Genomic DNA, 25629 nt, shown 5'->3' on the forward strand with positions numbered 1-25629 from the left:
AGCGCCCCATGCCCAACGACCTGTTGTCCGGCACGCCCGAGCCACAAGACTACGACGCCTCCTCGATCGAGGTGCTGGAGGGTCTGGAACCCGTCCGCAAGCGCCCCGGCATGTATATCGGCGGCACGGATGAGCGCGCGCTGCATCATCTCGTGGCCGAGGTGCTGGACAACTCGATGGACGAGGCCGTTGCGGGCCATGCCAACCGCATCGAGGTGGAGTTGCACGAGGATTACTCGGTCACGATCCGCGACAACGGGCGCGGCATCCCGGTTGATCCGCACCCCAAGTTCCCCGACAAATCCGCGCTCGAGGTGATCCTGTGCACCCTGCACGCGGGCGGCAAGTTCTCGGGCAAGGCGTACCAGACCTCGGGCGGTCTGCATGGTGTGGGCGTCTCGGTGGTGAACGCGCTGTCGGACCGTCTGACGGTCGAAGTGGCGCGCAACCGCGAGCTGTTTTCGCAAAGCTTCTCGCGCGGCATCCCGCAAGGCCCGGTCGAGAAGCTGGGCGCGACGGCCAACCGGCGCGGCACCTCCGTCACCTTCCATGCCGATGACCAGATCTTCGGCAGCCACCGCTTCAAGCCCGCGCGCCTGTTCAAGATGGTCCGCTCCAAGGCCTATCTGTTCTCGGGCGTCGAGATCCGCTGGAAATCGGCCATCGACGATGGCGAAACCCCGACCGAGGCCACGTTCCACTTTCCCGGCGGCCTTGCCGATTACCTGACCGAGACACTGGGCAATTCCGCCACCTATACCGACGCCCCCTTCGCCGGGAAGGTCGAGTTCCAGCCGCGGTTCGGCGTGCCGGGATCGGTCGAATGGGCGATCAGCTGGACGCCCGCGCGCGACGGCTTCATCCAGTCCTACTGTAACACCGTGCCCACCCCCGAGGGCGGCACGCATGAGGCCGGGTTCTGGGCCGCGATCCTGAAGGGCATCCGCGCTTATGGCGAGCTGGTTGGCAACAAGAAGGCCGGAAACATCAACCGCGATGACCTGACGAGCGGCGGCTGCGCGCTGGTGTCGTGCTTCATCGCCGAGCCGGAATTCGTCGGCCAGACCAAGGACCGCCTCGCCACGACCGAGGCGCAGCGGCTGGTCGAGGCCAGCGTGCGCGACCATTTCGACAATTGGCTGGCGGCCAACACCAAGGCTGCCGGGTCGATCCTCGATTTCCTCGTGCTGCGCGCCGAGGAGCGTTTGCGCCGCCGGGCCGAGAAGGAAACCGCGCGAAAATCGGCCACCAAGCGCCTGCGCCTGCCCGGCAAGCTGGTCGATTGCTCGACCTCAGCCCGCGAGGGCACCGAGCTGTTCATCGTCGAGGGCGACAGCGCGGGCGGCTCGGCCAAGATGGGCCGGGACCGCAAGACGCAGGCCCTGCTGCCGCTGAGGGGCAAGATCCTGAACGTGCTGGGCGCGGCCAGTTCGAAACTGGGCCAGAACGCCGAGATTTCCGACCTGTGCCAGGCGCTTGGCGTGGGCATGGGCACGAAATTCAACATCGAGGACCTGCGCTACGAGAAGGTCATCATCATGACCGACGCCGACGTGGACGGGGCGCATATCGCCTCGCTCCTGATGACGTTCTTCTTCAGCCAGATGCGCCCGCTGATCGACAAGGGGCATCTCTACCTCGCCTGCCCGCCGCTGTTCCGCCTGACGCAAGGGGCGCGGCGTGTCTACTGCCTCGACGAGGCCGAGCGCGACGCGTGGCTGGCCAAGGGCCTGGGCGGCAAGGGCAAGATCGACGTCTCGCGCTTCAAGGGCCTGGGCGAGATGGACGCGAAGGACCTGAAGGAAACCACGATGGACCCCGCCAGCCGCAAGCTGATCCGGGTGTCGATCGACGACGAGGTGCCGGGCGAGACCGGCGACCTGGTGGAGCGCCTGATGGGCAAGAAGCCGGAACTGCGCTTCCAGTATATCCAGGAGAACGCGCGGTTCGTGGAGGAGCTGGATGTATAGACGCGCCGATACTGGCGCCAGGACATGACACGGCATGGGGCAAACCCCTTGGGAAACGGATGAAATGAGGGGAAGAAGACTCGAATGCTGGAGGGTGTAGCAGGGAAAGGTTAAGGAAGGGTTGAGAGGCCCGTTTTTCTAGCGCCTGCCAATCGCGACACGAGAGGCCAGCGGCGGCCCGTGGGGTGGCGCCGCAACATCCGGTCTGCTCGATTTATCCCAGCCAAGTCATTGCTCTGAATGAGCGGAGCGCCCAGCCCAGCCAAAGCGCCAGCCCGCCGGGGCGCCTCTCGCGCATTGCTTTGCAACGCGCTGCCGGTTCGCGCGCGCAAGCGCACGCTCAGGCCGGCGCTGGCCCGCTGCCCGACAGCACATCGCGAAAGCGATGTGTGAAAGGGGGGCAGCTTCGCTGCTGTTCCGGCTGGGGATTCTGAACGCCTCTCCCGCATTGCCCCCCACCCAACACCGCGCTTGACCCACCCTGCCCCAAGGTCAACACTCTCCCTGGCAGGGAGGGACAGACCGATGTGCTGGAGCGAAGGGGCGAGCCTCGCCATGGTGGGCGTGGGTGCGGTTGCAACCGTGGTCACGATCAAGCGCGGCGACCCGATCGCCATCCCGGTCACCCTGGCCTTTTTCGCCGCGATGGAGGCGTTGCAGGTTTGGGGCTACCAGGTGATCGACCAATGCGGCACGCCCTCGAACCGCTGGGCGACGATCCTGTCCTGGGTCCATATCTCGCTGCAACCGATCTTCATCAACGCCTTTGCCATGGCCATCGCCGCTCCGATGCTGTCGCAGCGCGCGCGGCTTGCCGTTCTTGCGGCGGCGGGGGTGGCCTCGGTCTTGCTGCTGGCGCGGATGGTGCCCCTGGAATGGGCCGGAATGTGCCGCCCCGGCACCGTGCTGTGCGGGGCCGAGTGGTGCACGATCACCGGCACCTGGCACCTCGCCTGGGACATGCCGCTGAACGACCTGGCGTCGCGGGTGCTGGGGGTCGAGATCCCGGGCGGCTGGACCTATCCCGATTACATGCTGGCCGTGTTCGTGCTGCCGCTGGTCTACGGGGCGTGGCGGCTGGTGATCGTGCACCTCGTCCTCGGGCCGGCGCTGGCCATCATGCTGACGGACATGCCCAACGAGATGCCCGCGGTCTGGTGCCTGTTCTCGATCGGCTTGGTGCTGATCGCGCTGAGCCCGCTGGTGCGCCGGAAGATCGCCCCGGGGCGGCGCGCGGCACCTTAGCGCGCGGCGCGGTGGGGCGGACCGTTCGGGGTTTCACCGGCTATCGGCCCGGATCACCTGGGCTCCGCCCGTTCGCATCTTGAAGGCTCCACCCGAGCCTTCACCGGCCTTCGGCCGGACCGATTGGGCTCCGCCCGTTCGCGGTTCAAACGGTCCACTGGACCGTTTTCCGGGCCTGCGGCCCGGATCACCGCTCACTCCTGGCGGCTCTCCAAGAAGGCGACGAGGTCGACGACTTCGGATGAGGTCAGCACGGTCTGGCCGCCTTCGGTGCGCAGGACCTCGGACATGTCGGAAAACACGAAGCCGAAAAGCGGCATGTCCCCCCCGTGGCTGAGGATCGGGTCGCGCCCGTCGATGCGCCAGGCGATGCCCGCGCGGGGGAAATTGCCCTCATAGCGGTAAGCGATGCGGGTCAGGTCGGGCGGCGGCACCAACAGCACCTCGGCCATGGGACCGTCACCGCGCAGGCCGGCCCCGTGGCAGACGGCGCAATTCTCGGCGTAAAGCCGCGCGCCCCGCGCGGCATCCTGCGCGGCGACGGGAGTTGCGGCAAGCAGCGCGGCGAGGATCAGGGAAAGGCGCGTCATTCCTGGATCTCCTCGAGGAAGGCGACCAGATCGGCGATCGGGCGCGGTGCAAGGATGGGTTGGCCCGCCCCGGTGGCAAGCGCCACGTCAGGCCCCTGCCCCTCGAACCAGCGCCCGAATAGCGGCATGTCGCCCCCGTGGGCGAGGATCGGGTCGCGCCCGTCGATCTGGCGGATGACCTGAAGCGTCGGGAATTCGCCACCATTGCGGGCGCTCAGCTGCGTCAGGTTGGTGGGCTCGATGGTCAGAAGCTCGGCCATCCGCCCGTCGCCCTGCGCCTCGACCCCGTGACAGGCGGCGCAATAGGCCTCGTAGAGCAGCGCACCCTCCGCGGTGTCCTGCGCCAGGGCGGGCGCGGCCGCCATGGCGATCAAGGCCGCCCAAATCACCGGTTTCATGGCTTGTCCTCCTTCTGTACGCGCGATGTCCTTGCGTCAATGGTGGCGCGTGGCGCGTCGCGTGGCCTTGATCGGTGTCAAAGCCGGACCGCCCCTCTCGACATGGGCGGACAAGCGCCTAAGCTGCCGGCATGACCCGTGCGCTGATCGTTATGCTCTGTGTCCTTCTGGCCGCCTGCGGACGCCCGCTGACCGAGGCGGAGCGCGCCTACATGTTCGATCTGCAAGGCGACAGCTTCGATGCCGACTCGGTGCGGATCGTGGAAAACCCGCTGGTGGGCCTTGGCGTGCAAAGCTACCCCGCGCGCCCACAGGTCACCTGCCGCGAGAGGATCTATCCGCCGCCGGACACGCCGATCATCGAGGGGCGGACGGGCGGCATCACGCTGTTCAACACGCTGCATGTGCGCGAGGACATCTTCCTCGACGATTACGTGGGCGGGCGCGATGGACGCCGGAGTCTTGCCGCCGCGATGTTCTTTGCCCACGAGATGACCCATGTCTGGCAATGGCAGAACCGCGCGGTCACGGGCTACCACCCGTTCCGAGCCTTTGCCGAACATGCCCGCATCGAGGACCCCTACCTGTTCGACCCCGATGACGCGCGGCGCTTCCTCGATTACGGGTACGAGCAGCAGGCCTCTCTTGTAGAAGAATACGTGTGCTGCCGCGCGGTCGAGCCAAATGGCGCGCGGACTGGCCGACTTGAGCAGTTGCTGCGCCAGGTGATGCCGGTCACGCCGCTGCAATCGCGGGCCGATCAGATAGAAGAAGTCGTGCCGTGGGACGGCGCGGATTTGCGCGGCATCTGTTCGTGAGAAGGATATGAAATCAATGCCCTACCAGGCGTTCATCATGTTGCTGGCGGGTGTCGGCATTCCCCTTCTGGCAGCGTTGAACGCAAGGCTTGGGGCGAATATCGGATCGCCCGCCGCGGCGGCGGTGGTGCTGTTCGTCGTCGCCTTCTCGGCGGCGGTCGTGGTGACGTTGATCACGGGGCCGAGCGCGTTGCGGGCGCTTTCGGGACAGCCCTGGCACCTGTTCACGGCGGGGCTGTTCGTGGCCTTCTACGTGCTGACGATCACCTGGATCGCACCGAGTTTCGGTGTCGGCAACGCGGTCTTTTTCGTGCTGATCGGGCAGTTGATCTCGGCCGCGGCCATCGACCATTTCGGCCTTTTCGGGGCGCAGGTCACACCGGTTTCGGCGATGCGATTGCTGGGTATCCTCGTGATGGCGGCAGGCGTTGCGATCACCCAACTCGCGCCAAGGGCTTAGCCGCCCGCCTTTTCCTCCAGCGTCAGCCATTCCTCTTCGAGGTCCGAGAGCTTGGATTGCCGTTCCGACAGCGCCTCGGTCGCCTTTTGCGCCTTGACCGGTTCGCGGGTGTAGATCTCGGCATCGGAGAGCAGGTCGGAGAGCTTGGCGATCTCGGCCTCCAGCCGTTCGATCAGCGCGGGAAGCTCTTTCAAACGGTGTTGTTCGGTAAAGCTGAGCCCGGATTTCGCGGCCGGGACCGGGACGGCGGCGGGTTTGGCCGCTTTCGCGGGCTTGTCCGATTCCGCCATCGGCTCGGGCTGCGTATCGGCCCCCGAAACGGCGCGTTGCGCCAGCATGTCGGACCATCCGCCCGCATAGGCGACGGCGCGGCCCTGCCCCTCCAGCGCGACGGTCAAGGTCGCGACCCGGTCGAGGAAATCGCGGTCGTGGCTGACCAACAGGACGGTGCCGGGATAATCGCCCAAAAGATCCTGTAGAAGATCGAGCGTTTCGACATCCAGATCGTTCGTCGGTTCGTCCAGCACCAGCAGGTTCGACTCGCGCGCCATGATCCGGGCCAGCAGCAGCCGCGCCTTTTCGCCCCCCGACAGGGATTTGACCGGCGCACGGGCCTGCGCCTCGTCGAAGAGGAAATCCTTGAGATAACCCACGACATGGCGCGGCGTGCCCCGCACCAGCACCTGGTCGGAGCGGCCGGACACGCCGATGGTCGGGTCATTCGTCAGGCTTTCCCACAGCGTCGCCTCCGGATCCAGCGCCGCGCGGGCCTGGTCGAAAACGGCCATCTCGATCCCGGTCCCGAGGGTGACAGTGCCCTCATCAGGCTCCAACTCGCCGGTCAGCATTTTCAGAAGCGTGGTTTTGCCCGCGCCGTTCGGGCCGACAAAGGCCACGCGGTCGCCGCGCAAGACGCGCAGATCGAAAGGTTTCAGGATCACCTGATCGCCGTAAGCCTTTGAAATCCCTTTCGCCTCGATGACACGCTTGCCCGATTGCGGCCCGGCCTCCAGCGCCATGGCGGCGGTGCCCTGGCGGCGGATCATGTTGGCGCGCGTTTCGCGCAGGTCCTGCAGGGCGCGAACACGGCCCATGTTGCGCTTGCGCCGCGCGCTGATGCCTTCGACGGCCCATCGCGCCTCGGCCTTGATCTTGCGGTCCAGCTTGTGACGCGCGAGGTCTTCCTCTTCCCAGATCTTGTCGCGCCAATCCTCGAACCGATCGAAGGCTCGGTCCATGCGCCGCACCTCGCCCCGGTCGAGCCAGAGCGTCGCGCGCGCCAGCGCCTGCAGGAAGGCCCGGTCATGCGAGATCAGGACGAAGCCTGCCTTGGTGCGGGTCAGCTCGCCTTCCAGCCACTGGATCGCGTCGATATCGAGGTGGTTGGTCGGCTCGTCCAGCAGCATCAGGTCCGGCGCTTCGGCCAGCAGGCGCGCGAGCGCGGCGCGGCGGCGCTCCCCACCCGAGGCGCGCGAGGTTTCGGCGTCGAGGTTGAGCTTCAGACCCTCGGCGGCGGCCTCGACCCGCCAGGCCTCGGACGGGCCGAGCGTGGCGGTGGCGAAATCGCCCAGGGTCGCGAAGCCGCTGAAATCGGGGTCCTGTTCGAGGTAGCCGGTCGTCGTGCCCTCGGGCAGGACACGCGCGCCACGGTCGGGTTCGACAAGCCCAGCCATCACCTTCATCAGGGTCGATTTGCCCGAGCCGTTGCGGCCCACCAGCGCCAGCCGGTCGCCTTCGTGGATCACGAGGTCGAGACCGTCGAAAACGGGATCGCCCCCGAAGGTCAGGGCGATATCGGAAAGTTGCAAGAGAGGTGCGCGCGCCATGGGCGCGGAGCTATGGGGATTGCCGAGCGGCGTCAATGGGCCGGTGTCATTTGGGGCGCGCGATCACTCTGCGCCGAGCATCCATTCCCCGTCCGGCCAGAACGCATGGAAGGCGAAGGCGAACATGACGTCATGGACCACATCCATGCCCGAGGCATCCCGCGCGCGGATCTGGCCGATATCGCGCCCCTCGGAGATGCGGGCCGTGTCGAGGGCCGAGGCGGTGCCGGCCTGCCAGGTGATGGTCACGCCCGCCTCGGTCAGGACGCCCGCGTCGGACAGGCGCTGGAGCGGCCAGGCGCGGTCGCCCACCCGCAGGACACGCGCCAAAGGGTCGATTCCGTGGGGCGGATCCTCGCCATCATAGAGGAAGGGGCGCGCGCTGGTGTCATAGCCGACATAGGGGTTGCGGCCATAGGGGCGGCGGGCGTCGGGTTCGTCCATCACCAGGCCATTGGGATGGGCTGCGCGGAAACTGTCCCAGCTTTCGACCCATGCAGGCAGCGCGGTCAGCTCCGTTCCCGCCATCTCGCCCACGATGGCGCGGCCAACCGCTTGTTGCCACCAGCTTTCGGTTTCGCGGTCATACATCACCATGTCGGAAAACCGCAGGTTGCCCGAAACGCCGAAGCTGAGCGTGCGGCCCCCGACCCGCCGGTCAAAGACAAGGGCGGTGTTGCACAGTGGGCAGAAGGTGACGGCCACGGGCTGGCCCGCGACCTCGTCATTCACGATCTCGTGCCATGTCAGGTAACGCAGCGGGTAGGCGCGGGGCGTTGCATTCCCGAGGGCCAGGGTCAGGACCGGCTCCGCGTCGCCGAGGCGATCCTCGGCCTGTGCGGGGATCATCGCGGGGTCGTCCAGCGCCGGGATCCCGTCGCGCGGCACGCCGCCCGAGCGGATTTCGGACAGGTCGACAATGGCGTTGTCGAAATCGGTATTGGGCCATTGGCCCCGGTCGAGCGCCGCGGACTGGCCGAGGGCCATGCCGGTCAGCGCAAGGCCGACCCCTGCGATGGCGATGATCGAACGTAGAAACACGGCCAGCCCTCCTGCGCTGTAACGCAATGTCAGGCTGACAAGAAAAAGGGGGCCACAACAGCCCCCTTCACGCGCTTGTGGTTGCGCGTCAGATCAGCCTTCGTCGGCTTCGGCCTCGTCATCCTCGGGCGGCGGAGCGACAGGATCTTCCTCCAGCACGCGCAAGGCGACCATGCGGTCGGGCTGGCCGATCACCGCACCGTTGCGGCCCCGGCCGCGCTTGATCGCGTCGACCACGTCCATGCCGTCCACGACCTGGCCGACGACGGTGTAGTTCCCGTCCAGCGGCGGGGCCGGTTCGAACATGATGAAGAATTGCGAATTGGCGCTGTTGGGGCTTTGGGCGCGGGCCATGCCGACGATGCCGCGCTCGTAGGGGATGTCCGAGAACTCGGCATTCAGGTCGGGATAGTCCGACCCGCCCCGACCGGCATAGCGCATGTCCATGCCCATACGGCCAAACTCCACGTCGCCGGTCTGGGCCATGAACCCGTCGATCACGCGGTGGAACACCACGTCGTCATAGGCGCCTTCCTCGGCCAGCGTCACGATGCGCGCGACATGCTCGGGCGCGACCTCTTCAAACAGGTCGATGACGATGGTGCCGCTGGCGTCGCCCTCGACGTCGATCTCCAACCCCGTGGCCAGCGCCGGCGTGGCTGCAAGGCAGCAAAGCGCGGCGAAAAGCTTACGCATCGGCCGCCACCTTGACGCTGATCATCTTGTCGGGGTTCGCGGGCGGCTCGCCGCGCGTGATGGCGTCGACATGCTCCATCCCCGCGATGACACGGCCATAAACAGTGTATTGGCCGTTCAGGAAATGGTTGTCCTTGAAGTTGATGAAGAACTGGCTGTTGGCCGAGTTCGGGCTCTGCGAGCGCGCGGCCCCGAGCGTGCCGCGATCATGCGGGATGCGCGAGAACTCTGCCGGAAGGTCGGGCTTGTCCGAGCCGCCGGTGCCCGCGCGGCGGATGTTGCCGCCCTCGGCCTGCCCATGCTCCACGTCGCCGGTCTGGGCCATGAAGCCCTCGATCACGCGGTGGAAGATCACGCCATCATAGGCGCCTTCGCGGGCCAATTCCTTCATCCGCGCGACATGCTGGGGCGCGATGTCGGGCAGAAGCTCGATGGTGACGGTGCCGTCCTTCAGCTCCATCAGGATGGTGTTCTCGGGATCCTTGATCTCGGCCATGTGGTGTCCTCTGGCATGTAAAAGCCCGGGCGCGCGGCCTCAGGCGAATTTCTCTTTCAGCGCGGCCTCGACCGCGGGTGGAACGAAGTGGCTCACGTCGCCGCCGAGGCGCGCGATTTCCTTGACCAGCTTCGAGGCGATCGGCTGGCGATCGGCCTCGGCCATCAGGAAGACGGTGACGATATCGGAGTCGAGAAAGCGGTTCATCCCCACCATCTGGAACTCGTACTCGAAATCCGCAACCGCGCGCAGACCCCGAATGATGATCTCGGCCCCCACGTCGCGGGCGCAGTCGATCAACAGGTTCTCGAACGGGTGGGCGACGATCTCGGTCCCGGTCTTCTCCGACAGCTTGGCGCATTCCGCCTCGACCATGGCGACGCGTTCTTCGAGGTCGAACAGCGGGCCCTTGTCGCGATTGATGGCGACACCGATCACCAGCTTGTCCACCAGCTTGCAGGCGCGCTTGATGATATCGACATGGCCCAGCGTGATCGGGTCGAATGTCCCCGGATATAAACCTGTGCGCATCGGCTGGCTTCCCCGTCTCCCTTTTCCGGGGCAGACGCAACATTATTGCGCCGCGGGATGCAACCCGAAAAGGCGCGGCATCGACGACCGAACACCGCCCGAGCCGCGCGCATGGCCGACCTCCAGCCGCAGAATTTTGGCGAAAATTCTGCTTGCCTCAGAAGCCCTTGATCATGCCTTCCAGCGCGTCCTTCTCCATTTCCAGCTTCTGGAGCTGCGCCTTGACCACGTCGCCGATCGAGATCAGGCCCACCATCTCGCCCGCCTCGATCACCGGCATGTGGCGGAACCGCCCCTGGGTCATGCGCGCCAGCACCGCGTCCGAGGCATCGGCCAGGGCGCAATGCACGATCTCGCGGGTCATCATGGCATCGACGGTTTCCGCCATGCATTTCGCGCCCTTCTGGCTGAGCTCGCGGACGATGTCGCGTTCCGACACGATGCCCTTGACCTGCTTGCCGTCGGGCGAGACGACGACCGCCCCGATCCGCCGGGTCGCCAGCAGTTTGGCGGCGGCAGCAACCGAGGAGCCGGGCGGCAGCGTCACCACCCCGTCATCGGATTTCGCCTTGAGTATCTGTTGCACGAGCATGCGCGTCTCCTCCCTTGAATGGCGCCGGCGGCCCTCTCCCTAAGGTTGAGCCTCGCGCGGAGCGCGACATTCTGTCAAGAAATAAGGACGCTTGCCCGACACTCAGGCAACGGCGGCCTCCAGGCGGGCCAGTTCGGCGCGCATCCCGTCGCGCAACAGCCGCGCCACCCGGTCGAGCCGCGCGTCCCGCGGCCCGGCATGGCTGACCAGCCAGAAGGTGCGGGTCAGCGCCACCTCGCCAGGCAGGACGCGGCGCAGTTCCGGCGCGAAGGGCAGCGCGAAATCATGCACCACGGCCAAGCCCGCCCCGGCGCGGGCAAGGTTCAGTTGCACCGAGATGGAATTCGAGGCCAGCGGCACATGCGCGACCCCGAGCGCCGACAGGTAATCGAGTTCGGCGTCGAAGATCATGTCGGGGATATAGCCGATCATGCGCGCGCCCTTGAGGTCTGCGGGGCTGGTTGGGGCGCCGTGCCGCGCGATCCAATCGTCCGAGGCGGCGAGCGACAGGCGATACTCCGACAAGGCCTCGGCCCGGAGCCGGTCGGTCTTGGGGCGCGAGACGGCGATGGCGAGATCGGCCTCGCGCCGGGACAGGTTCACGACGCGCGGCAGGGCGAGGATCTGGATATCGAGCGCGGGATGCGCCTCGGCGATCCGGGCGCAGACCTGGGGCAGCAGGTAATTGGCGCACCCGTCCGGGGCGCCGATACGGATGGTGCCCGACAGCCCCGCCCCCGCGCCGCTGGCCTCGCCCGTTCCTGCGCGCAGCGCCGCCTCGGCCGCCTCGGCATGGGTCATCAGCTTCTGCCCGGCCTCGGTCAACGCGTAGCCCTGGGGCGACTTGGCGAAGAGCGTGGCGCCAAGCCCCTCCTCCAGCCGCGCGATGCGGCGGCCGACCGTGGCCGGGTCCATCCGCAAGTCACGCCCGGCCCCGGTCAGGCTTTCGGCGCGCGCCGTGGCGAGGAAAACGCGCAGATCATCCCAGTTTCGCACGGCCCATCCTTGCATTTTCGCAAAACGACTTTGGCAACCTTTCTGTTTTACGCGCGTCTTTGCAAGACTAGACTGCGCACCGAGAGACGCGAGCCACAGTCCCAGGGAGGATGAGATGCAAGAGATCGGACATTGGATCAACGGCCAGCACGTTGCCGGCACGTCGGGCCGCACGGCGGACGTGATGAACCCCGCCACCGGCGAGGTGCAGGGCAAGGTCGCTCTGGCCACGACCGCGGAACTGGACGCCGCCGTCGCCGCCGCCGCCGAGGCGCAGAAGGGCTGGGCCGCGACCAACCCGCAGCGCCGCGCGCGGGTGATGATGAAATTCGGCGCGCTGATCAACGAACACATGGACGAGCTGGCCGAGCTGGTCAGCCGCGAACACGGCAAGACCCTGCCCGACGGGCGCGGCGACGTGCAGCGCGGGCTTGAAGTGGTCGAGGTCTGCATGGGCGGCCCCGCCCTTCTGAAAGGCGAATTCACCGACGATGGCGGGCCCGGCATCGACCTTTACTCGATGCGCCAGCCCCTTGGCGTCGTGGCAGGCATCACGCCCTTCAACTTCCCCGCGATGATCCCGCTGTGGAAGATGGCCCCGGCGCTGACCTGCGGCAACGCGATGATCCTGAAACCGTCCGAGCGCTGCCCCTCGACCTCGCTGCGGCTGGCCGAGCTTCTGAAAGAGGCCGGTCTGCCCGATGGCGTGTTGCAGGTCGTCAACGGCGACAAGGAAAGCGTCGACGCGATCCTCGACAACGAGACCGTGCAGGCCGTGGGCTTCGTCGGCTCGACCCCGATTGCGCAGTACATCTACGGCCGTGCCGCCAATAACGGCAAGCGGGCGCAGTGCTTCGGCGGCGCCAAGAACCACATGATCATCATGCCCGACGCGGACATGGACAAGGCCGCCGACGCGCTGGTGGGCGCAGGCTTTGGCGCGGCGGGCGAACGCTGCATGGCGATCTCGGTCGCGGTCCCGGTGGGCAAGGAAACCGCCGACACGCTGCGTGAAAAGCTGATCCCGCGCATCGAGAAGCTGAAGGTCGGCCCCTACACCGCCGGCGACGACGTGGATTACGGCCCCGTCATCACCGCGCAGGCCAAGGATCGCATCCTCGGGCTGATCGACAGCGGCGTGGACCAGGGCGCAGAGCTGGTCGTGGACGGGCGCGGGTTCGAATTGCAGGGCTACGAGAACGGCTATTTCGTTGGCCCCAGCTTCTTCGACAACGTCACTCCCGACATGGAGATCTACAAGGAAGAGATTTTCGGCCCGGTCCTGAGCCAGGTGCGCACCGACAGCTATGAAGAGGCGCTGAAGCTGACCATGGACAACCCCTATGGCAACGGCACGGCGATCTTCACCGCCGATGGCGACACGGCACGCGATTTCGCCCACCGGGTCAACGTGGGCATGGTCGGCATCAACTTCCCGATCCCGGTGCCGCTCAGCTACCACACCTTCGGCGGCTGGAAGAAATCGGCCTTCGGCGACCTGAACCAGTACGGTCCCGATGCCTTCCGCTTCTACACCAAGACCAAGACCGTCACGGCGCGCTGGTTCTCGGGGATCAAGGACGGGGCCGCGTTCAACTTCAAGGCCATGGACTGAGGCCTGACCGCTCACCCGCGGACGACGCCCCCGTACCACAGCTGCGGGGGCGTTTTTCATTTCCCCTTCCGATATTTGGCAGCACCCAATAAAACCCGGTGAACGAATGGGGGGAGTTCGTCGATGCCGGTCGATTACAGGGTGCTGCCCGACAAGAACTTGGTCTACGTCCGCTACTGGGGGGTGGTGGGCATCGAGGAAAGCTTTTCCTCGTTCCGCAGCTATGTCGCCGAACCTCTCGCCCGCGCCGGGCAACGGTTTCTGATCGATCTGTCCGAGGTCACAGGGATGGAAGATGACATTCCGGGCCTGATCGCGTTCCAAGCAGAAATGGCCGGAACGTTCCTGTCGGGCATCGCGCCCTCCTTCATTCTTTATCTGGCCCCGACCCCAACCGCTTACTCGATTGCCCGCATGGCGCAGCGCAGTTGGGAGGGGCTGGATAAACCTGTCGTCGTCATCCTGCAGGACGAAGCGCAGACGTTTGACCTGCTCGGTCTGCCGGACATGAGCCTCAGCGACCTCACCCGCCGCATGGCGTGAAAATAGCCGCCCCGGATAAGGGGGCGGCCAGTGGGAGAGCAAAACGGGGGAGGAAAGAAACGGCCCGACCCGTGTGGTGATGGAAAAAAGATACGCACCGCCGCCCTGCGCCGCCATTGCGGGAAACCCGCCCCCCGCGTCGCCTTTTCCCTTGGCAAGCCCACGCGCAGCCTGTTTCCTGATCCCTGCGCCGTGCTTGGGAGACGAGAGGGGCCGCGATGACCGAGGACGCCTACACGCTGGGCATCGAGGAGGAATACCTTCTCGTGGACAAGGAGACGGGCAACCTCGCCGAGGCGCCCGAGGCCCTGATGGAGGCCTGCTCCAGCAAGCTGGAGGGTCAGGTCAGCCCGGAATTCCTGCAATGCCAGATCGAGATCGGCACGACCGTCTGCGCCGATATCGACGCGGCGCGCTCGGACCTGAAACATCTGCGCAGCACCGTGGCCGCCTGCGCGGGAGAGTTCGGCCTCGCGCCCATTGCGGTGTCCTGCCATCCCTTCGCCGACTGGAAGGTGCAGCACCACACCGACAAGGACCGCTACAACCAGTTGGCGCAGGATCTGGGCGGGGTCGTGCGGCGCATGCTGATCTGCGGGATGCATGTGCATGTGGGCATCCCAGATGACGAGATGCGCCTCGACCTGATGCGGCAGCTGACCTACTTCCTGCCGCATCTGCTGGCGCTGTCGGCATCGTCACCGTATTGGCAGGGGGTGGATACGGGGCTCGCCTCCTACCGGCTGACGGTGTTCGACAACCTGCCCCGGACGGGCCTGCCGCCCGTCTTCCACTCCTGGGCCGAGTATGAACGCGCCACGGGTACGCTGATCGAGCTGGGCCTGATCGAGGACACGACCAAGATCTGGTGGGATCTGCGCCCCTCGCACCGTTTCCCGACACTGGAGACCCGCATCTGCGATGTCGGTCCGCGGCTGGAACACACGCTGGCGCTGGCCGCCCTGATCCAGTGCCTGACGCGGATGCTGGTGCGGCTGCGCCAGCAGAACCTGCGCTGGCGGGTCTATGACCGGTTCCTTGTGAACGAGAACCGCTGGCGCGCACAACGCTACGGCGTGACCGAGGGGTTAATCGACTTCGGCCGTGGAAAGATCACGCCCGTGGGCGAGCTGATCGACGAGTTGATCGAGATCCTGACCGAGGATGCCGAGGCCTTGGGCTGCCTGCCCGACCTGTTGCGCCTGCGCGAGATCATCGAAGGCGGCACCTCGTCCGAGCGGCAGAGGGGGATCTATGCCGGGGCGCGCACCGCCGGAAAGGGCCATGACGCGGCCATGCGCGATGTGGTGGCCCACCTGATCGAGGAATTCCACGCCGATCTGTGACGCGCACGGGGCGCTTGCAATACTCCTGCAACAGTCGGTAATTAAACAAGCGTTCAATTCCAGCATGGACGGCAAGGGAGGGTCTGCCATGGATTTCGCACTCAGCGAGGAACAGGAAGCCATTTTCGACATGGCCACGGCCTTTGGCGAGGCCGAGATCGCGCCCCATGCGCAGGTGTGGGAACGCGAGGGGACGATCCCGAAAGACCTGTGGCCGAAGCTGGCCGAGCTTGGCTTCGGTGGCCTCTACGTCTCGGAAGAGAATGGCGGTTCGGGTCTCAGCCGGCTGGACGCCACGCTGGTGTTCGAGGCGCTCAGCCAGTCCTGCGCCTCGGTCGCGGCGTTTTTGTCGATCCACAACATGTGCGCCAAGATGCTGGACAATTACGCCAGCGCAGAGTTGCGCGACCGCTACCTGCCCCGCGCGCTGACGATGGAGACGTTCTTTTCCTACTGCCTGACCGAACCGGGCTCGGGCTCGGACGCGGCGGCGCTGAAGACGCGCGCCGAGCGCACGAACGAGGGCTACGTGATGAACGGCACCAAGGCCTTCATCTCGGGCGGCGGCTATTCGGATGCCTATATCGTCATGGCCCGCACCGGCGAGGACGGGCCGCGCGGCATCTCCTCGATCATCGTTGATGACGGGGCCGAGGGGCTGTCCTTCGGCGGGCTGGAAGACAAGATGGGCTGGCGCAGCCAACCCACGCGGCAGGTGCAGTTCGACGATTGCAAGGTGCCCGCCGGGAACCTTCTGGGAGAGGAAGGCAAGGGCTTTCGCTATGCCATGGCGGGGCTGGATGGCGGGCGGCTGAACATCGCGGCCTGTTCGCTTGGGGCCGCGCAGGCGGCGCTGGACGCGACGCTGACCTATATGGGCGAGCGCAAAGCCTTCGGCCAACCCATCGACCAGTTCCAGGCCCTGCAGTTCCGTCTGGCCGAGATGGAGATCGAGTTGCAGGCCGCGCGCACCTTCCTGCGGCAGGCGGCATGGAAGCTGGACGAAAACCACCCCGACGCCACCAAGTTCTGCGCCATGGCTAAGAAACACGTGACCGAGGTGGGCAGCCGCGTCGCCGATCAATGCCTGCAATTGCATGGCGGCTACGGCTATCTTGCCGATTACGGGATCGAGAAGATCGTCCGCGATTTGCGCGTGCACCAGATCCTGGAAGGCACCAACGAGATCATGCGCCTGATCGTGGCACGCCAGATGCTGGCCGAGCGCGGCTGAGTATCGGGCGCGCCTCGGCGGACCGTCGCAGGGCGTCTGTGAAGAAAGAGGAAAGGGGTGGTCGTGACGATGAGTGACGACATCGACATCCGGATCGTGGGCCGCGCGGGGCGCATCACCCTCAATCGGCCCGACGCGCTGAACGCGCTGAGCTGGGACATGTGCCTGCGGATCGAGGCCGCGCTGGATGAATGGACCGGCGATGACGCGGTTGCGTTGCTGGTGATCGACGCCGTGGGCGACAAGGCGTTTTGCGCAGGTGGCGATATCGCCGAGCTTTTTGCCACCGGCACGGCGGGCGATTTCGCCTATGGACGGCGCTTCTGGGCCGACGAGTACCGGATGAACGCCAAGCTGTTCAATTTCCCCAAGCCCGTGATCAGCCTGATGCAGGGCTTCACGATGGGCGGCGGGGTCGGCGTCGGCTGCCACGGGTCGCACCGGGTGGTTTGCGAGACCAGCCAGATCGCTATGCCCGAGGCCGGGATCGGCCTGATCCCCGATGTGGGGGGCTCGCTTTTGCTGGCCCGCGCGCCGGGACGGCTGGGCGAATACCTCGGCGTGACCTGCGACCGGATGGGACCGGGCGACGCGATCCACGCGGAGTTTGCCGACTACTACATCCCGCGCGACCGCTGGCCCGACCTGATCGCGGAACTCAGCGAGACCGGCGATTGGGAGGCGGTGGACCGCGCCGCCGAGACCGCCCCGGACAGCCCGCTGAAAGAGGCACAGGCTCAGATCGACCGGCTGTTTTCGGGCGAGACCCTGCGCGATATCCTCGTGGATCTGAACCACCATGACGGGGCCGTGCGCGACAAGGCGATGAAGGCCATCGGGCGAAATTCGCCGCTGGCCATGGCCTGCGCGGTCGAAATTATCCACCGCGTGCGGCTGCGCGACTCGATCGAGGCCGCGCTGGAACAGGAATACCGCTATACCTACCGCGCGATGGAGGACGGCGATTTCCTCGAAGGCATCCGCGCCGCGATCATCGACAAGGACCGCACCCCGACATGGAAGCACGATGCACCAGAGGCGCCCGGCCCGGCCGAAGTCTCGCGCATGCTGCTGCCGCTGGGGGGCGAGGGCTTGAGGCTCTGACACGATCGGCGAACACGCCGAAATGGGAGGGAGAGGCATGAAGATCGGATTCATCGGACTGGGCAACATGGGCGCCCCCATGGCGGCGAACCTCGTCGCGGCGGGGCATGAGGTGACGGGGTTCGACCTTGCGGCCCCTGCCCCCGAGGGCGTGAGCATGGCCGCCAGCGCCGCCGAGGCGGCGACTGGGGCCGAGGTGGTCATCACCATGCTGCCCAACGGAAACATCCTGCGCGCCGTCGCCGAGGAGGTTCTGCCCGCGATGGAGCCGGGCGCGATCCTGCTGGATTGCTCAACGGTCGACGTGGCCTCGGCCCGCGACGTGGCGGCGATGGCTGCGGAAAAGGGGCTCGGGTTCCTCGACGCGCCGGTCTCGGGCGGGGTTGGCGGGGCTGCCGCGGGCACGCTGACCTTCATGGTGGGGGGCGAGGATGCCGCCTTTGCCACCGCCAAGCCGCTTTTCGACGTAATGGGGCAGAAAGCCGTCCATTGCGGGCCGGCGGGCAACGGACAGGCCGCCAAGATCTGCAACAACATGATCCTGGGCGTCACGATGATCGCCACCTGCGAGGCCTTTGCGCTGGCCGACAAGCTGGGGCTCGACCGGCAGGCGATGTTCGACGTGGTCTCGACCTCCTCGGGTCAAAGCTGGTCGATGAACACCTACTGCCCTGCCCCCGGCGTCGGCCCCACCAGCCCGGCGGACAACGACTACAAACCCGGCTTTGCCGCCGACCTGATGCTGAAGGACCTGCGCCTGAGCCAGTCGGCTGCCGAGGCCGCCGATGCCGACACGCCCATGGGGGCGCTGGCCTCGGCGCTCTACGCGCAATTCGTCGAGTCGGAGGATGGCGCGGGCCGCGACTTCTCCGCGATGCTGCCGCGCTTCGAGAAACGGAGGCGAAGCACCTGAAAAGCCACAAATAAAGGTTTTTCTTGACCTGTTGCGAAAATGTGGCACACTTAACTTTGACATCCCAAGACTTGTCCGCAAGTTAAGCCCGGTGTCGACAACAGGAATATTGGTGCACCTCACGTCATAGGCACCGGGCTGCGGACACCCTCGTAAGACACGACGACTTTGAACCCTGCTTCGGCAGGGTTTTCTTTTGGCCGGACGACCGCCGGGATTTCACAAAATTCCGCAAAGTTTCAAAGCGATACGCGGCATGTGAAAAAGATTAACTTTCTCCCCTTGCGAGGAAAGCCGGCATCCCCCACATTTGTGAATGTGATTAACATTAATATTTGCCATCGAAACGGGAGACTTCACATGACCGCACCTGCACCCCACGCCCCTGCCCCGGCCGCCAGCCCCATGGCGCAAGAGGCGAAGGGCTGGTTTTCCCGCGCCGAAGAGTGGCTGGACGCCCGCGGAAAGGGCGCCTGGATCGCCGCCATGGTGCTTGGGTTCATCCTCTTCTGGCCCATCGGCCTCGCCCTTCTTGCCTACATGATCTGGAGCAAACGCATGTTCAACGCATCCTGCAAATCCCGCCGCCACGCCATGACGCGCCACGCGTTCAAAAGCTCGGGCAACAGCGCCTTCGACGCCTACAAGGCCGACACGCTGCGCCGCCTCGAGGAAGAGCAGGAGGCCTTCGAATCCTTCCTGCAGCGCCTGCGCGACGCCAAGGACAAGGCCGAGTTCGACCAGTTCATGGACGAGCGCGCCAAGACGGCCAAGACCGACGACAGCGTCGAGGCCTGATCAGCCATCCCCCCGGTCGGGCCCTTCCCCTGCCCGGCCCCGCCGCGCCCCCTCTGTCCCGGATGTTCCCGAGGGGGCGCGGCATATTCGGTTTTCCCCCTCTTTTCGAATCTGCCTGGACCCGCCATGTCCCATGCCATGACCTACAACTCCGCCCTGCCCGACCCCGACTATGACCATGCCTATTATGACGGCGTCCCGGCGAAACGCCTGTTCGCCTGGGTCATCGACGTGCTGGCCGTGACGCTGATCACGCTGGTTCTGGGCATCATCACCCTGACCGCGCTGCTCTGGATCTGGCCGGTCGTCTACTTGACCGTCGCGTTCCTCTATCGCTGGGGATCGGTGGCGACATGGTCCGCGACCCCCGGCATGCGATTGATGAACCTGCAACTGCGCGGACGGACGGGCCATGTGCTCAGCACCGGGGAGGCCGCGGCCCATACGGGCATCTACCTGTTCCTCTCGGCCTCGATGATCCTGCAGCTTGTCTCGGTCGGCTCAATCGCGCTGTCGCAACGCCACCAGGGCCTGCACGACATGATCCTCGGATCGACCGCGCTCAATCGGCCGCAATGACCTGCAAAACCATTTGCCAGAAAAAATGTTGCCCCGCGCCACGCCCCTGTTGCAGGTTGGCGTGAGGATGATTTTCTAGGACTGTATGCGCCACACACTGCCGATAGCGCCGCAATTCTATGTGACGGCTCCGCAAGGCTGCCCGTATCTCGACGGGCGGCGCGAGCGGAAGCTGTTTACCGCGCTGCAGGGCGACCAGGCCGAAACGCTGAACAACGCGCTGTCCAAGCAGGGCTTTCGCCGGTCGCAGAACGTCCTCTACCGCCCGTCCTGCACTGACTGCGCGGCCTGCCTCTCGGCCCGGATCAAGGTGTCGGAGTTCGAGCCATCGCGCGGCCAGCGCCGCGTTGTCAAGCGCAACGCCGGTATCGAACGCACCGCGCGCTCGGCCTGGGCGACCGAGGAGCAATACGCCCTCTTCCGGCGCTACCTGGATGCGCGCCATGCCGATGGCGGCATGGCCGACATGGACGTGTTCGAATTCGCCGCCATGATCGAGGAAACGCCGGTCAAGACGCGGGTCGTGGAATACCGCGACAGTGCGGACGATGCCCTGATTGCGGTATGCCTTACCGATATCCTCGATGACGGGTTGAGCCTGGTCTATTCCTTCTTCGATCCCGACCGGATGAGGGACTCGCTCGGCACTTACGTGATCCTCGACCACGTGACGCTGGCCCGCGAGGTCGGCCTGCCCTTTGTCTATCTCGGCTACTGGGTGCCCGGTTCGGCCAAGATGGGCTACAAGGCCCTGTTCTCGGGGCTGGAGGTCTATGTCGACGGCGGCTGGCAACCGCTTGGCGACCCGGAAGACTATTCCAACCAGACGCATCCCCTGTCGATCGACCCGATCGCGCAGCAGGTGGCGCAGATCAACCTGCCCGACCTGCGCGGCGACGACTGACACGCCAAGCGCGACGGACCCGCGACACGCATAACGCTTTGCGCGACACGAAAAAGGGGGCCCCGCGGCCCCCTTCCTGATTTCACGTAGCCCAATGCCGGTTACGGCAGAAGGTCCGGGATGATCGTCACGATGCCGGGGAACAACCACAGCAACGCAAGGCCGATCACCTGGATGCCCACGAAGGGGATCACGCCGCGGTAGATATGCCCGGTGGTGACCGATTTCGGCGCGACACCCCGCAGGTAGAACAACGCGAAGCCGAACGGCGGCGTCAGGAACGACGTTTGCAGGTTCACCGCGATCATGATCGTCACCCATTTCGGATCGAGCGTGCCGCCGTAGATGACGGGACCGACGATCGGGATCACGATGTAGATGATCTCGAGGAAGTCGAGCACGAAGCCGAGGATGAACAGGATCAGCATCACCAGCAGGAACACCGCCCATTCATTGTCGAAGGCGCGCAGGAACTGCTGGATGTAGTGCTCGCCCCCGAAGGAGATCAGCACGAGGTTCAGCAGCTGCGAGCCGATCAGGATGGTGAAGACCATCGACGTCACCTTCGCCGTCTCGCGCACCACCGGGCCCAGGATGTTCATCCGCAACAGCACCCAGCAGGCATAGAGCAGGCCGAAGAAGGCGAAGTGATAGGCGCCCTGCGCGATGATATAGGCCACCCAGTCCTGGAAGGGCACGGTCTCGCGCGTGATGCGCAAGTCGAAATTGACCCCGATCAGGATCATGATGACCAGCGCGAAGGACGCCCAGATGATCAGCTTGGACCACCCGTCCTCTTCCTTCAGCTTGCGGTAGGCCGCCAGCATGATGGCGCCAGCCGCCCCAAGCGCCGCAGCCGGCGTCGGGTTGGTGATGCCGCCCAGGATGGAGCCAAGCACCGCCACGATCAGCACCAGCGGCGGGAAGACCACGCGCAGAAGCTCGTTCTGCCCCAGCCGCCCCATCGCGATCCGGCAGCCATAGAGCGTCAGGATCGTCGGGATGGCGAGGATCAGGAAGGTCGCCCCCGACCCCGTCAACGGCCCGATGAAAGCGATATCGGCCATGAGCGCAAGGACCACCCCTGCACCACCCACCAGAAGCGGCGTCGGGCTGGACGAGGGCGAAACACCGCGGGCGATGATCAGCACAAGCGCCAGCAAGGTGAAGATCGTGGCCACGCCCGACCCGATCGGCGGCGCATTCTCCAGCGCCGCGGCGCGGGCTTCGACCAGTTCTTCCTCGGTCAGTTCGACCGGGCCATCGCTCGTCCCGGCGGCGGCGTTGGCTTCGCGCGCGGCAACGGCCTCGTCCCACGCCTCTTGGCCGTGCAGCTCGATCATCGCCATCTGGCACTGTTCCGAAACGTTGGTGCGCAGCGTGTTGTTGCGCTCCTGCTCGGCATAATCCGAGACGATCACGCTCTGGCTGCCGATGATCCCGGCAGAGACCGCGAGGACGACGGCAAGGATCAGACCCACAGGCGCGTAGAGATACCAGGTCAACGCTTCGTTGCGCGTCACCGGCTCACCCGAGCTGGCCGCGAACTGGACCGGCGGCGCGCTGGACGGGCGGAACAGGGCGAAGCCAAACGCATAGGCGCCGTAGAGGAAGGCAAGGAACAGGCCAGGCAAAAGCGCGGCCTGGAACAGCGTGCCGACCGACAGAACCGCCGGCTCGCCGAGGTAGGTCAGCGCGTCGGAACAGCCCGCAAGCTGGGCGCGGGTTTCCTGACCGGTGGCGTAGAGGTCACCGACCAGCGTGCCCAGAAGAACGATCACGATCGAGGGCGGGATGATCTGGCCCAGCGTCCCCGAGGCCGCGATCACACCCGTGGCAAGCTCGGGCGAGTAGTTGTTACGCAACATGGTCGGCAGGGCCAGCAGGCCCATGGTCACCACGGTTGCGCCGACGATCCCGGTCGAAGCGGCGAGGAACGCGCCCACCAGCACGATGGACACGGCCAGACCACCCGGCAGCGGGCCGAAAACGCGCGCCATGGTGGTCAGCAGATCCTCGGCGATCTTCGAGCGTTCCAGCGTGATGCCCATCATCACGAACATCAGAACCGCCAGCAGCGTCTCGATGGACTGGCCCGCGATCACGCGCTCGTTCATGCGGTTCACGATGAACGAGATGTTGCGGTCCATCGCCTGTTCCCAGCCGCCGGGGAACAAGGCTTCCTCGACCCTTGGCAAGTCCGGGTATCGGAAGACGGATATGGCATCTCGGGCCACTCCTTCGGCCACGAGGGCCGAATATTCCGCCGACCCGGTGTCGATGGCCTGGTGGATCAGCAGCCCTGCGGAGTCGAGGGCTGCGATGATGCCGAAGGAAATGACGCCGGCGCCGCCGATGGCGAAGGCCACCGGGAAGCCCGTCATGATCCCCGCGAAGAGAGTCAGGAAGACGATGATCAGACCGATCTCGACCCCATCCAAACCGAAAAGCATCTCTCTGATGTCCCCTTAGCTGCGCGGGCTTGGCGCCCGCGTCTTATGATGTCGGATCAGGTCGAACCCGAGTGAATGGCGTGTTCAAGGTCCTCGGCCTCGTCCCCCATGACGTCACGGTCGAGGTATTTGCCCTCGCTCTCCTCACCTTCGAGCCATTCGAGGTAGGAGCGCCAGAAGAAGGACATGGCATGCAGGAAGACCAGTACGCAGTAGGCCACGAGCAGGATCTTGAACAGGAAGTAGGCGTTGAAACCGTTCGGGCTGAAGCCGATGGTTTCGACGTTCCAGCGCAGGACGCGCGCCTGCATCAGCATCCGGTCCAGTTCGGCCGAGGCCGACGGGTTCGGCACGACAAGGTGCCGCCACATGAAGAACCAGGCATACAGGTAGGTCAGAACGATGGCGGGCATCATGAAGATGATGCTGCCGACCATGTCGATCATGCGCTTGGTGCGGAACTTGACCGCCGAGTAGACGAGGTCGACCCGAACATGGCCGCCCTGCACGAAGGTGTAGCTGACGCAAAGCGTCACGACCATCGCATTGTAAAGCTTCAGCTCTTCGCCCCACCAGCTGAGGTCCTGCACGAAAGCGGTGCCGAGCGGCCCGAGCTGGATCTCGGCCACCCGGAAGATCCGTTGCAGGAACACGATCATGACCTGCTGCAAGACCATCAGAAGGCCGGCCCAGGACACGATGCGCCCGATGCCGTTGGCGAACCATTCGAGCCCGCGCACGCTGGTCCAGAGGATCTCGCGCTTCCAGGCCATGCCAAGCGCGGTGATCACGAGGAAGGTGGTGAAAACGACAAAGAAGAACTCGACCGAGCCACCGTAATAGATGAACCGCACCAGCGATTCAGGGTTGCTCCAGTCCAGCCACGCACCGGGATTGGTGATGGCGAGAAACAGGTGATACGGCGCCAGAGCGATATTCTGTAGCACCCACAGGATGAAGTCGATCATGCGGTGGTCCCCCGGACGCGCCCTGCCCCGGGCAGCGTCGACACTCGGATTGGTCGCAAGCAAATATCCCGCCCGGTGCCAGAGCGGCCCGGGCGGGACGAAGCGTCAGGTTCGGATCAGGCCGCGTTCACGCGGTTACGCTGGCGCATGTACTCGCCATCGCCGATCTCGTACCAATTCGCCGACTCTTCGAGCGAGGCGAAGTAGCTGTTGGCGATTTCCGCGTAGATCGGATCGCCCATGTTCTCTTCGCGGACCTCGGCCGAGGCACGACCGAACGCATCCCAGACGTCTTCGGGGAATTCGCGCACCTGCACGCCAGCGGCCTGCAGACGGGCCAGAGCAGCACCGTTTTCGGCCAGCGACAGCGCGGTGTTCTGCGCGTGAGTGGCCTGAGTGGCGACTTCGACGATCTTCTGCTGCTGCGGCGTCAGCGATTCCCAGACCTCGAGGTTGAACACCAGGGAGAGCGCCGAGCCCGGCTCGTGGAAGCCCGAGGTGTAGTAGTTCGACGTGACCTCCTGGAAGCCCATGCGCTCGTCCGCGTAGGGGCCGATCCATTCCGCACCGTCGATCTGACCCGAGGACAGCGCCTGGTAGATCTCGCCGCCGGGGATGTTCTGCACCGATGCGCCGAGGCGGCCGAGCACCTGGCCACCCTGACCCGGCATGCGGAAACGCAGGCCCTGCAGGTCGTCGGCCGAGTTGATCTCGATGTTGAACCAGCCACCGGGCTGCATTGCGGTCATGCCGCACATGAACGGCTTGAGGTTGAACAGCGACGACAGGTTGTCGTGCAGGTCCTGACCGCCGCGGCGGTAATACCAGTTGGCCATCTCCTGCGAGGTCATGCCGAAGGGCACGGCGGTGAAGAACGCGAAGGCCGGGTGCTGGTTCAGGAAGTAGTATTCAGCCGAGTGGTAGAGATCGGCCTGGCCAGAAGACACGGCGTCGAACACTTCGAACGCGCCCACGAGCGTGCCGGCCGGGTTCTTGTTGATGGTCAGCTGGCCGTCCGTCATCTCGGCGATGTAGTCAACGGCCATCTGGGCCGCGTCGTCGAAGATGGCGAACCCGTCCGGCACGGACGTCACGAGCGTCAGCTCGCGGCGGCCTTGTGCGTAGACCGGTGCTGCAAGCGTTGCGGATGCTGCCGCCGCGCCGCCGAGTGCCGACGTGCGCAGGAATGAACGACGATCCATTCAGGTATCCTCCCCATTAGGATGTCCCGCGGCCCCCCTCGGACCTCGGGTTATTGCTTCGAATGGCGGCACGTTAGCGAAGGCATTGGGCGCAGAAAACACCTTTCCGCATCCGAACGGCACATTTTTGTAAAATTTCCTTACCAAAATCGCCTGTTTTGCGGGCAGTCAACCTGTGGTTGCGCCGCGAGGCTGCATGCCCGCGCGACTCTGCCGTTGGCCGCACCTGCGCGGCGACGCCAGAGTCGCAAAATCACCTGAGAGCGCGGACCGCAGACCGAAAGTTTCGCGAGAGGGTTCCCGTGCGACAT

General features: G+C 65.5%; 24 protein-coding genes and 1 pseudogene. 13 read left to right on the plus strand and 12 right to left on the minus strand.

Annotation, left to right across the window (positions count from 1 at the left end; translation table 11 throughout):
- The first annotated feature begins 8 nt into the window (after positions 1 to 8).
- Together parE and KUV65_RS03760 are read left to right on the plus strand one after the other, a co-directional pair.
- Positions 9 to 1970 carry a DNA topoisomerase IV subunit B gene (gene parE, locus KUV65_RS03755; protein WP_261331584.1) on the plus strand — a complete coding sequence of 654 codons (1962 nt, stop codon included), beginning with the start codon at positions 9 to 11 and terminating at the stop codon, positions 1968 to 1970.
- Between the two features lie 525 nt (positions 1971 to 2495).
- The gene (locus tag KUV65_RS03760; RefSeq protein ID WP_222187669.1) at positions 2496 to 3215 is read left to right on the plus strand and encodes a DUF5765 domain-containing protein; all 720 of its coding nucleotides are present in this window, start codon (positions 2496 to 2498) and stop codon (positions 3213 to 3215) included.
- A gap of 194 nt (positions 3216 to 3409) precedes the next feature.
- On the opposite strand, the gene KUV65_RS03765 is transcribed toward KUV65_RS03760, so the two are convergent.
- Positions 3410 to 3805 (minus strand): c-type cytochrome, encoded by a 396-nt coding sequence (locus KUV65_RS03765; protein WP_222187670.1) that lies wholly within the window; start codon positions 3803 to 3805, stop codon positions 3410 to 3412.
- Complete coding sequence (locus KUV65_RS03770; protein ID WP_222187671.1) at positions 3802 to 4203, minus strand: c-type cytochrome; 402 nt, start codon at positions 4201 to 4203, stop codon at positions 3802 to 3804. The genes KUV65_RS03765 and KUV65_RS03770 overlap by 4 nt, the downstream gene beginning before the upstream one ends.
- A gap of 131 nt (positions 4204 to 4334) precedes the next feature.
- Between KUV65_RS03770 and KUV65_RS03775 the strand changes: the two genes are divergently transcribed.
- Positions 4335 to 5021, plus strand: a complete 687-nt coding sequence (locus KUV65_RS03775) for a hypothetical protein (RefSeq protein WP_222187672.1) — start codon at positions 4335 to 4337, stop codon at positions 5019 to 5021.
- A gap of 16 nt (positions 5022 to 5037) precedes the next feature.
- Positions 5038 to 5481, plus strand: a complete 444-nt coding sequence (locus KUV65_RS03780; protein ID WP_222187674.1) for a DMT family transporter — start codon at positions 5038 to 5040, stop codon at positions 5479 to 5481.
- Here KUV65_RS03780 and KUV65_RS03785 read toward each other — a convergent pair.
- From KUV65_RS03785 to KUV65_RS03815, 7 genes are all read right to left on the minus strand, one after another.
- A complete protein-coding gene (locus KUV65_RS03785; protein ID WP_222187676.1) occupies positions 5478 to 7307 on the minus strand; it encodes an ABC-F family ATP-binding cassette domain-containing protein in 1830 nt (609 codons plus the stop codon). The genes KUV65_RS03780 and KUV65_RS03785 overlap by 4 nt on opposite strands.
- A 63-nt stretch (positions 7308 to 7370) precedes the next feature.
- Entirely contained in the window at positions 7371 to 8348 is a 978-nt protein-coding gene (locus KUV65_RS03790; protein WP_222187678.1) for a DUF3179 domain-containing protein, read from the minus strand.
- A gap of 93 nt (positions 8349 to 8441) precedes the next feature.
- Positions 8442 to 9044, minus strand: a complete 603-nt coding sequence (locus tag KUV65_RS03795) for a peptidylprolyl isomerase (RefSeq protein ID WP_222187680.1) — start codon at positions 9042 to 9044, stop codon at positions 8442 to 8444.
- Positions 9037 to 9540, minus strand: coding sequence for a peptidylprolyl isomerase (locus KUV65_RS03800; protein WP_222187682.1), 504 nt, complete (start codon positions 9538 to 9540; stop codon positions 9037 to 9039). The genes KUV65_RS03795 and KUV65_RS03800 overlap by 8 nt, the downstream gene beginning before the upstream one ends.
- Positions 9541 to 9579: 39 nt before the next feature.
- Positions 9580 to 10071 (minus strand): pantetheine-phosphate adenylyltransferase, encoded by a 492-nt coding sequence (coaD, locus tag KUV65_RS03805; protein WP_222187684.1) that lies wholly within the window; start codon positions 10069 to 10071, stop codon positions 9580 to 9582.
- Positions 10072 to 10228: 157 nt separating this feature from the next.
- Positions 10229 to 10663, minus strand: a complete 435-nt coding sequence (locus KUV65_RS03810) for a CBS domain-containing protein (protein WP_222187686.1) — start codon at positions 10661 to 10663, stop codon at positions 10229 to 10231.
- 102 nt (positions 10664 to 10765) lie between these two features.
- Positions 10766 to 11659: a LysR family transcriptional regulator gene (locus KUV65_RS03815; protein WP_222187688.1), complete on the minus strand. Its 894-nt coding sequence runs from the start codon at positions 11657 to 11659 to the stop codon at positions 10766 to 10768.
- A gap of 115 nt (positions 11660 to 11774) precedes the next feature.
- Here KUV65_RS03815 and KUV65_RS03820 point away from each other — a divergent pair, with 115 nt between their 5' ends.
- The 9 genes and pseudogenes from KUV65_RS03820 to KUV65_RS03860 all read left to right on the plus strand — a co-directional run.
- The gene (locus tag KUV65_RS03820) at positions 11775 to 13274 is read left to right on the plus strand and encodes a CoA-acylating methylmalonate-semialdehyde dehydrogenase (RefSeq protein ID WP_222187690.1); all 1500 of its coding nucleotides are present in this window, start codon (positions 11775 to 11777) and stop codon (positions 13272 to 13274) included.
- 123 nt (positions 13275 to 13397) lie between these two features.
- Positions 13398 to 13817 carry a hypothetical protein gene (locus tag KUV65_RS03825; RefSeq protein ID WP_222187691.1) on the plus strand — a complete coding sequence of 140 codons (420 nt, stop codon included), beginning with the start codon at positions 13398 to 13400 and terminating at the stop codon, positions 13815 to 13817.
- A 218-nt stretch (positions 13818 to 14035) separates the two neighbouring features.
- Positions 14036 to 15163: a carboxylate-amine ligase gene (locus tag KUV65_RS03830; RefSeq protein ID WP_222187693.1), complete on the plus strand. Its 1128-nt coding sequence runs from the start codon at positions 14036 to 14038 to the stop codon at positions 15161 to 15163.
- Between the two features lie 88 nt (positions 15164 to 15251).
- Positions 15252 to 16397: an acyl-CoA dehydrogenase family protein gene (locus KUV65_RS03835; protein WP_222187695.1), complete on the plus strand. Its 1146-nt coding sequence runs from the start codon at positions 15252 to 15254 to the stop codon at positions 16395 to 16397.
- Between the two features lie 69 nt (positions 16398 to 16466).
- A complete protein-coding gene (locus tag KUV65_RS03840; RefSeq protein WP_222187697.1) occupies positions 16467 to 17501 on the plus strand; it encodes an enoyl-CoA hydratase/isomerase family protein in 1035 nt (344 codons plus the stop codon).
- 37 nt (positions 17502 to 17538) lie between these two features.
- On the plus strand, positions 17539 to 18414 hold the full coding sequence (gene mmsB / locus KUV65_RS03845; RefSeq protein ID WP_222187699.1) for a 3-hydroxyisobutyrate dehydrogenase: 876 nt from the start codon (positions 17539 to 17541) through the stop codon (positions 18412 to 18414).
- A gap of 360 nt (positions 18415 to 18774) precedes the next feature.
- Entirely contained in the window at positions 18775 to 19212 is a 438-nt protein-coding gene (locus KUV65_RS03850) for a DUF2852 domain-containing protein (protein ID WP_308124506.1), read from the plus strand.
- Between the two features lie 138 nt (positions 19213 to 19350).
- Positions 19351 to 19791 carry an RDD family protein gene (locus KUV65_RS03855; protein ID WP_222187701.1) on the plus strand — a complete coding sequence of 147 codons (441 nt, stop codon included), beginning with the start codon at positions 19351 to 19353 and terminating at the stop codon, positions 19789 to 19791.
- A gap of 85 nt (positions 19792 to 19876) precedes the next feature.
- Positions 19877 to 20611, plus strand: a pseudogene (locus tag KUV65_RS03860) (arginyltransferase); the annotation flags it as partial.
- A 185-nt stretch (positions 20612 to 20796) separates the two neighbouring features.
- Here the strand turns inward: KUV65_RS03860 and KUV65_RS03865 are convergent.
- From KUV65_RS03865 to KUV65_RS03875, 3 genes are all read right to left on the minus strand, one after another.
- Positions 20797 to 23148: a TRAP transporter large permease gene (locus KUV65_RS03865; protein ID WP_222187704.1), complete on the minus strand. Its 2352-nt coding sequence runs from the start codon at positions 23146 to 23148 to the stop codon at positions 20797 to 20799.
- Between the two features lie 56 nt (positions 23149 to 23204).
- Positions 23205 to 24116 carry a TRAP transporter small permease subunit gene (locus tag KUV65_RS03870; protein ID WP_222187707.1) on the minus strand — a complete coding sequence of 304 codons (912 nt, stop codon included), beginning with the start codon at positions 24114 to 24116 and terminating at the stop codon, positions 23205 to 23207.
- Positions 24117 to 24232: 116 nt separating this feature from the next.
- Positions 24233 to 25318 (minus strand): TRAP transporter substrate-binding protein, encoded by a 1086-nt coding sequence (locus KUV65_RS03875; RefSeq protein ID WP_222189600.1) that lies wholly within the window; start codon positions 25316 to 25318, stop codon positions 24233 to 24235.
- Between the last annotated feature and the right edge of the window lie 311 nt (positions 25319 to 25629).

Source organism: Maritalea mobilis (assembly GCF_019800885.1).
Taxonomy (GTDB): domain Bacteria; phylum Pseudomonadota; class Alphaproteobacteria; order Rhodobacterales; family Rhodobacteraceae; genus Roseibacterium; species Roseibacterium beibuensis.